The sequence below is a fragment of the Candidatus Neomicrothrix sp. genome, from assembly GCF_035329545.1.
Classification (GTDB): domain Bacteria; phylum Actinomycetota; class Acidimicrobiia; order Acidimicrobiales; family Microtrichaceae; genus Microthrix; species Microthrix subdominans.
Window position 1 is genome coordinate 1 of record NZ_DAOLGP010000075.1, and the last position, 3,805, is coordinate 3,805.

General features: G+C 68.8%; 4 protein-coding genes. All 4 read right to left on the bottom strand.

The window, feature by feature from the left end; genetic code table 11:
* Nucleotides 1-165: 165 nt before the first annotated feature.
* The gene (locus PKD89_RS19650; RefSeq protein WP_349257396.1) at nt 166-1,005 is read right to left on the bottom strand and encodes a metal ABC transporter permease; all 840 of its coding nucleotides are present in this window, start codon (nt 1,003-1,005) and stop codon (nt 166-168) included.
* 62 nt (nt 1,006-1,067) lie between these two features.
* A complete protein-coding gene (locus PKD89_RS19655) occupies nt 1,068-1,931 on the bottom strand; it encodes a metal ABC transporter ATP-binding protein (RefSeq protein ID WP_425591269.1) in 864 nt (287 codons plus the stop codon).
* Between the two features lie 80 nt (nt 1,932-2,011).
* Nucleotides 2,012-2,959 carry a metal ABC transporter solute-binding protein, Zn/Mn family gene (locus PKD89_RS19660; protein WP_287393385.1) on the bottom strand — a complete coding sequence of 316 codons (948 nt, stop codon included), beginning with the start codon at nt 2,957-2,959 and terminating at the stop codon, nt 2,012-2,014.
* 44 nt (nt 2,960-3,003) lie between these two features.
* Complete coding sequence (locus tag PKD89_RS19665; RefSeq protein ID WP_287393387.1) at nt 3,004-3,486, bottom strand: Fur family transcriptional regulator; 483 nt, start codon at nt 3,484-3,486, stop codon at nt 3,004-3,006.
* Between the last annotated feature and the right edge of the window lie 319 nt (nt 3,487-3,805).

Consider the following 3,805-nt stretch of genomic DNA (forward strand, 5'->3'; position numbering starts at 1 on the left):
TGAAGTCGCAGGATTGGTAGGTCCAGCGGACCTGCACACGGGCGGGTGTCGATTCGACGATCTCGACGCGGCCAAAGCGCAGTTCCTTGTCCATGAGCGGTTCGACGGAGTCCACGAAACCGTCTGGCGGCGGGCGGGTTTCGGCGGCGGGACGCCCGGCGCCGCTCAGACGCGTTCGGTGGCGGTGGCGGTGGACGTTGTTGAGGCGGGAGCGGGAGCGACGCGCCCGGTGCGCTCCACCGACCGGCTGCGGGCCAGCGCGGCCAGCCATGTGGCGAAGGCCAGCGACACGATCGGAAAGCTGGGCGGCAGGTTGAACATCGCCGAGATGACCAGCCCGCCCCACACGCTGCCCAGGGCGATGGCGGTTGCCCCGGCGACGACGACCACCGGGCGCGCGGTCAGCGCCAGCGCAGCAGCGGCCGGGGTGACCACCAGGGCGAACAGCAACAGCGTGCCCACCACCTGGGTGGCCATGGCCACCACCAGCGCCAGCAACACAAGGAAGGCGATGGCCAAGGCCCGCACCGGCACGCCCCGCGCCTCGGCCACCTCCGGGCTGATCGATGCGAACAACAGCGGCCGGGCGATGATGACCATCGCCACGACGAGCACGACGGTCATCGCACCGAACACGATCAGCTGATCGGTGGAAATGGCCAACAGGTTGCCGAACAGCACGCTGGTGACGCTGGCGGCGCTGTCGGTCGCCATCGAGGCAAACAGCACGCCGAGCGACGTAGCGAACGCCAGCACGGTGCCGGTGGCCACCTCCCGGCGATCCACCCGCTTGCCGAAGGCGCCGATCGCCAGGCCTCCGGCGACACAAAACACCGCCAGACCCAGCGTGACCGGCGCCCCGACCAGCGCCGCGCCGGTGGCCCCGGGAAAGCCGATGTGGGCCAGGGCGTGGGCGGCGAAGGCATCCCGGCGGACGACGACGAAGTAGCCGATCAGCCCGGAGGCCAGCGCCACCAGCGTGCCGCCGATAAACGCGTGGCGCATGAACGTGGCACCGAGCACGTCAATCCAGTTCTGCTGATAGCCGATCCCGGCGAGCAGCCCCATCAGGCGTTGCGGGTGAACAGGTCACCCTGGGGGGTTCGAACCACCCCGATCGAAGTGCCGTACAGGTGGCTGAGCAGTTCGGCGTCAACCACCTTGCCGATCACGTCGTAGTGGGCGTGACCATCGAGCAGGTACACCGCGCTCGTCAGCACCTCGAGCAGCGAGTTGAGCTCGTGGGCGACGACGAACACGGTCATGTTCCGCTCGGCGGCGAGCCGGCCGAGCAACGCGGCGATCTCGCGCTGGTTGCGCATGTCGAGGTTGGCCAGCGGCTCGTCGAGCAGCAGTAGCTTTGGCGAGTTGACCAGCCCGGCGGCGATCGCCACCCGCTGTTGCTGCCCTCCGGACACCTCGGACATGCGCTCGTCTGCGAAGCCCATGGCGTCGACGGCGGTCAATGCCTCATCGACGAGCTTGCCGGGCTCCAGGTTTCCGTGGCCCGTGCCCCATCGGGTGCCCACCAACCCCAGATGCACCAGGTCGCGACAGCGCACCGCGTCGCCGACGGCTGCGGTGTAGTTCTGGGGTACGTACCCGATGCAGGGATTGCCGCGGCGAGGGGTCTCGCCCAAGACCTCGAGGCTGCCGGCGCTCGGGGTCAGCAGACCCATCAGCAACTGCAGGAAGGTCGTCTTCCCGGAGCCGTTGGGGCCGATCACCCCGACGATGCAACCCCGGGGGACATCGAAGGTGCCCTCTGACCAGATCTCGCGGCCGCCCCGAGCAACCGCGACGTCCTCAAGGTGAACCACCGTGTCGCCCGGGCTCGTCCCGACGACGATGTCCTCGGCCGGCACCCTGAGCACGGCAGGAGGCGCTGCGACATCACCGGAGGCGCGGTCGTCACTGCTGGGGTCGATCATCGGGAGGCCTTTATCGAGACAGCGTTCATCGGGATGGTCTCCATCGGGCAGCGTCATCGGGCGGGGGTTATCGGGCAGCGTCATTGGCCCAGGGCAGCGGTGAGCGAGTTGAGCTGGGCGACCTGCCAGGCGACGAACCCGTCGGCGTCGTCCGGCACCGCCTCGGTGACCTCGACCACCGGCACCTGATCGCCGTCCGCGCTGCGGCGCAGCTGATCGGCCACCGGGCCTTCACTCTGCGGGTTGACGACCAGAAGGTCCACCTTGCCCGAAGCGAGCAGGTCGTCGAACGCCGCCAGGTCGGAGGGGGAGGGTTCGGTCTCGTTCAGTGCCGCTGACCGGTACCCGGGCGGAGTGACGTTGCTCAGGCCGGCCGCCTCCAACAGGTCGTCGGCGACCGGCTCGGTCGATGCGAACGTTGCGCCGTCCCCCGCCTTCGCCAGGCCGTCGATCGCGTCGTCGTACGACTGGAGCGATTCCATCCAGGCGTCGAATCGCTCGCCGAGGTAGCCACCAGCATCGGGGCCGAGGGGGGTGAGCTGGGCGAGCTCACCGGTGATGGCCTCGGTCATGGCGCGCACCGCTTCGGGCGAGTACCAGATGTGGGGGTTGTCGCCGGTGGTGCGGCCGGCCACATCGCCCGCAACGATCACCGCCGGGCCGTCGCCCACCTGGTCGAGGGCCCGCTGTGCCCAGCTGTCGTAGCCAAGGCCGTTGAGCACGGCCAGGTCGGCGTCCTCGAAGGCGGCGCTGTCGGCGGGTGTCGGCTCGTAGTCGTGGGGATCGGCGGCCGAACCGGAGATGATCGAGTCGACCGTGACGCAGTCGCCGCCAAGTTGCTCGACGATCTGGCCCCACTGGTTGACGGTGGCCACGACGCTGACGGGTTCCACCGGGCAGTCGCCGCGCGGTGCGTCGGCAGTGTCGGTTGAGCTGCAGGCGCCGAGCGTCAGACCGAGTGCCGTGACACCAAAGGCAAGCAGCGCCCATCCACGCCGATGGTTGGGGGTGGGGGCGCTGGGGTGCATCCAAGGATGATACCCATTCTCATTGCAGCGTACGCGGTCGGCCCCTACTGGCAGTCGGCGCACAGGCCGACCAGGTCCACCTGGTGCTCTGAGGGGACAAACCCGTGCCGGTGGGCCAACTCTTCGAGTTCCCGAACGATGGTGGCCTCAACCCCGCTCGACAACGTGAAGTCCTCCACCGCCCCACACGACGAACAGATCAGGTGGTGGTGATGGTGCCCGCCGTGGGCCTCGGCCAGTTCGAAGCGGGCGAACTCGTCGTTGGTGACGATGCGCACCGCCACGCCGGCCTGCTCGAGCACGCCCAGGTTTCGATACACCGAGCTCTGGGCCAACTGCGGCTCGCGCTCCATGATCTCGGGAAGGCTTACCGGCTGGCCGATCGACGCAAGCAGTGTCACCAGCGTCCGCCGGTTGGCGGTGTACTGCTGTTCGACGGTGGCCAATGCCACGGCGACGCCGTCGTGGATCTCGTCGATCGAGGCCGGGGGCCCGCCGGAGTCGGTGTGGTGGTGGCGCAGGTTCATGGGGCGCCGTCAGCGTAGCCACGACATCGCTTCGGTCTGGTCTGTTCTGGATGCGCGTTGGGACTGCCGGGGCACGGCGGCGGTGCACGCCGTGCAGCTCGCTCGCGTTGGCGGTGCTTTCCTCCCTGGGGTGACTTCAGGCGTAGCGGTTCGCTGCGCGTCGTGGCGTGAGGGAGCAGCTGGCCGGGTGGTGGGGTGAGAGGGGCGGTTCGCTGAGTCTCGGAGGACGGAAGTTTCTCGAGGAGCGGGACTCAGCCCGCTTCGTTGTCACAGGCCCTCTTCATACTGGACACATGTTCGACTTCGTCGATACGTCCGG